The organism is Mycobacterium sp. 1245852.3 (assembly GCF_001669335.1).
GTDB classification, from domain to species: Bacteria; Actinomycetota; Actinomycetes; order Mycobacteriales; family Mycobacteriaceae; genus Mycobacterium; species Mycobacterium europaeum_A.
The window spans coordinates 1-3,972 of sequence record NZ_LZLL01000331.1; the positions used below are offsets into that span (position 1 = coordinate 1).

General features: G+C 70.9%; 4 protein-coding genes. All 4 read right to left on the reverse strand.

Annotation, left to right across the window (positions count from 1 at the left end):
- Window positions 1-618: heme A synthase (locus A9W96_RS15100; protein WP_197499529.1), on the reverse strand; the 618-nt coding region annotated here is incomplete at its 3' end.
- A gap of 163 nt (window positions 619-781) precedes the next feature.
- Window positions 782-1,492 carry an ABC transporter permease gene (locus tag A9W96_RS15105; RefSeq protein ID WP_231999692.1) on the reverse strand — a complete coding sequence of 237 codons (711 nt, stop codon included), beginning with the start codon at window positions 1,490-1,492 and terminating at the stop codon, window positions 782-784.
- Window positions 1,493-1,569: 77 nt separating this feature from the next.
- Window positions 1,570-2,523: an ABC transporter ATP-binding protein gene (locus A9W96_RS15110; RefSeq protein WP_066879312.1), complete on the reverse strand. Its 954-nt coding sequence runs from the start codon at window positions 2,521-2,523 to the stop codon at window positions 1,570-1,572.
- Window positions 2,520-3,972 (reverse strand): polyprenol phosphomannose-dependent alpha 1,6 mannosyltransferase MptB (gene mptB, locus A9W96_RS15115; protein ID WP_067140859.1); only part of this gene is annotated, 1,453 nt, incomplete at its 5' end. The genes A9W96_RS15110 and mptB, both read right to left, overlap by 4 nt.

Below are 3,972 nucleotides of genomic sequence, written 5' to 3' on the forward strand. Positions count from 1 at the left end.
GGTGGGGCTGCGATCACCGGCGTGCGGGCCGGCGGCCGTCACCAGCGTGCCGGTGACCAGCACGGCGGCCAGGTTCAAGCCGGACAGCGCGGTCAGCGCGCGCAGCGGCCGGACGACCCGCTCGCGCACCACTGCGTCGTCCGGTTCGCCGACTTTCACGTAGAGCAGCACCGACAGCCACACCATCGTCATCGACGTCAGCAGGTGGACGGCCACCGTCCACCACAGCAGCCCGGTGCGCACGGTGATGCCGCCGATCACCGCCTGCACGACGGTGGACACCGGCATCAGCCAGGCATAGACGAGGACCTCGCGGCGCCGTCGCGCCCGGGTGACGGCCAGCACCGCCAGCGCCGCCGTGATGACGACGGCGAAGGTGACCATCCGATTGCCGAACTCGACGGCCTGGTGGATGCGTGGCACCTCGGCGTGGGCCACCGGCACGAAGCTGCCCGGAAAGCACTGCGGCCAGGTGGGGCAGCCCAGGCCCGACGCGGTGACGCGCACGATCGCGCCGGTGATGGCGATGCCGCCCTGGGTGAGGATGACGGCCGCGGCGATCAGGCGCTGCACGCCCAGGCTGGGGTTGGGCAGCAGGTCCACCGCGCGCAACAGCATCCGTCCAACCACGGCCCGATCCTAAGCCACCGAAAACTACGAGCTGTAGTACGGAGGGGTGCATCGAGACTTAAGCCACGTACACCGGTATCGGCGTGTCGTGTGCGTGGTTTAAGTGTCGCGAGCCAGACCCGAACGTCAGACGAAGAGCCCGATGCGACCGTCAGGTGAAGCGGAACCAGCGCAGCGCGCTCAGCGCGCCCACCGCGCCCCACGCGGCCAGGACGATCACCCCGAACCAGTCCACCGACATGGTCATCGCCTGCGACAGCGCCTCGGTGAGCGCGCCCGACGGGGTCAGCCGGGCCGCCAACTTGACCGCGGTCGGGGTGATGCCGGTTTCGACGGTCAGCGCGCCGAGGCCGGCGAACACGAACCACATCAGGTTTGCAACCGCGAGCACGATCTCGGCCCGCAGCGTCCCGCCGAGCAGCAGCCCCAGGGCCGCGAACACCACGGTGCCCAGCGCGATCACCGCCGCGCCCAGCGCCAACGCCGCCGGTTCCGGTCGCCAGCCGAGCGCAAAACCGATGGCGCCCAACAGGATTGCCTGCAAAAACACCACGGTGACCACGGCCAGCGACTTGCCCGCGATGATGCCCCACACCGGCAGCGGGGTGGCGCCGAGCCGCTTGAGCGCGCCGTAGCGCCGATCGAAGGCGACCGCGATCGCCTGCCCGGTGAACGCGGTCGAGATCACCGCCAGCGCCATGATGACCGGGGTGAAGGTGGCCGCGCGGTGCTGGCCGAACGAACCGAGCGGCAGCAGCGTGAGCCCGACCAGCAGCGTGATCGGGATGAACATGGTCAGCAGCAGCTGTTCGCCGTTGCGCAGCAGCAGCTTGAGCTCCAAACCGAACTGCGCGGCAAGCATTTTCGGCACCGCGCTGGGCCGCGGGTCGGGCGCGAAGGTGCCCGCGGGAAAGACGCTGGATCGAATCTCGTTGTCGGTCAAGGCCGTAACTTCCTGCCGGTGAGGTCGAGGAACACGTCCTCGAGGCTGCGTTGCTCGACGCGCATGTCGGTGGCCAGCACGTCGATCCGCGCGCACCACGCGGTGACGGTGGCCAGCACCTGGGGGTCGATGTGCCCTTCGATCAGGTACTCGCCCGGTGTCACCTCGGTGGCCTTGTAGTCCTCCGGCAGCGCGGCGGACAGCAGCGACAGATCCAGGCGCGGCGGTGCGCTGAACCGCAACTGGTCCTTGGCCCCGCTGCGCATCAGCTCCGTCGGCGTGCCGGAGGCCACCGTCGCCCCGTGGTCGATGATCACCAGCCGGTCGGCGAGTTCCTCGGCCTCCTTGAGCTGATGCGTGGTCAGCACCACCGTCACGCCGTCGCGGCGCAGCGCGTCGATCAGTTCCCACACCAGCAGCCGGGCGTGCGCGTCCATGCCCGCGGTGGGCTCGTCGAGGAACACCAGTTCCGGGCGGCCGACCAGGGCACAGGCCAGCGCCAGGCGTTGCTGCTGGCCGCCGGAGAGCCGCCGGTAGGTGGTGCGGGCGGCGTCGGTGAGGCCGAGCGTGTCCAGCAGCCAGGCGGGGTCCAGCGGGTCGGCGGAGTAGGCGGCCACCAGATTGAGCATCTCGCCGGCCCGCGCCGCGGGATAGCCGCCGCCGCCCTGCAGCATCACCCCGATGCGCGCCCGCAGCCGCGTGTTGTCGGCGATCGGGTCCAGGCCGAGCACCTCGATGGTGCCGGCGTCGGGCCGTACGAAGCCCTCGCACATCTCCACCGTCGTCGTCTTGCCGGCGCCGTTGGGGCCGAGCAGGGCCAGCACCTCGGCGGCGTGCACCTCGAGATCGAGGTTGGCGACGGCCTCGACGGACCCGTATGTCTTGGTGACGCCGCGCAGCCGCACCACCGTGTCAGGGGATTTGCGCGATTCTGGAAAGGCCGAGCTCACGTGGAATCAGCGTAGGCGCCATGTGCCGGCGCCGGGCGGGGGGGCGACGGGGGCTGCGGCGGTGCCGTCTCGTCGGTGACGGGTGGGCCGTCGGATTCGGTGCCCAGGACGGGCGGGCGGCGCCAGGGCAGGCGGGTGTAGGTCAGCGCGATGAGCGCCACGACGATGACGGTGCTGGCCAGGGTGGCGTCGATGATCTGGAACAGCGCGAACCGGTCGCCGTTGGCGGTGGGGCCGAAGATCCCGACGACCAGGCTGATGACGATCGCCGCGACGCGGAAGCCGGTGCGGGTCGCCCAGGCGGCCAGCGGGATGATGGCCCACAGCAGGTACCAGGGCTGCACGACGGGAAACAGCAGCACCGTGATGCCCAGCGCCACGCCCAGCCCGCCGATCGGGTGCAGCCGGCCGCGGAAGACGGCCAGCAACAACCAGGCCACCATGACCATGATGATCAGCACGCCGATCGCACGGGTCAGCCCCAGCACCGCGGTGGTGTGATCGCCCAGCCCCAGCAGGATGCCCACCTGCCCGGTGCCCAGCGCCAGCAGCGTCGGCGGCGACATCCAGCTGCGTACCACGTTGGCGGTGCCCAGCGTGTAGATCCAGCCGAAGCCCAGCCCGCTGGCCCAGCCCACCAGCGCCATCACCGCCAGCGACAGCACCGCCATGCCGCCGCCGGTCAGCAGCAGCGCGCGCAGGGTGCCACCGCAGCGGTAGGCCAGGGCCATCGTGACGAAGCCCAGCGCCAGCAACGACGGCAGTTTCACCTGCGACGACAGCACGATCAGCACAGCGCCGGCGACCAGCATCCCCAGCGGCTCCCAGTCCGGCCCGAGCTTCCAGGAGTGGGGGAGCAGGCGCGGCGCTTTGCCATCCGAGATGCCGCGCAACGCGAATTCCGCCCCGGCCAGCATCAGGCCCAGCATCAGCGCCTCGTTGTGCACGCCGGCCACCAGATGCATGATCAGCAGCGGATTGGCCGCGCCCAGCCACAGGGCGCTGACCTCGGCGACGCCGCAGCGCCGGGCCAGGCGCGGGGTCGCCCACACGATCAGGGCCACCCCGAGCAGCTCCACCAGGCGGTGGCACAGCACGGCGGCGACGATGTTCTCCCCGGTGACCGCCGAGATGCCGCGCCCGATCCACAAAAACAGCGGCCCGTACGGCGCGGGCGTCTCGCGCCACAGCGTCGGCACGGACAGCGTGAAGATGTGCGACAGCCCCAGGCCGGAGGCCGGGCCCACCCGGTAGGGGTCCAGGCCCTCCAGCGAGATCTGGCTTTGCGCCAGGTAGGAGTAGACGTCCTTGCTGTACATCGGCGGGGCGATGAGCAGCGGCAGCACCCACAGCAGCAGGGTGCGGTCCAGGTCGCCGCGCGACATCCGCCGGTTGCCCAGCGCGAACCGGCCCAGCATCAACCAGGCCAGCGCCATCATGACGGCACCG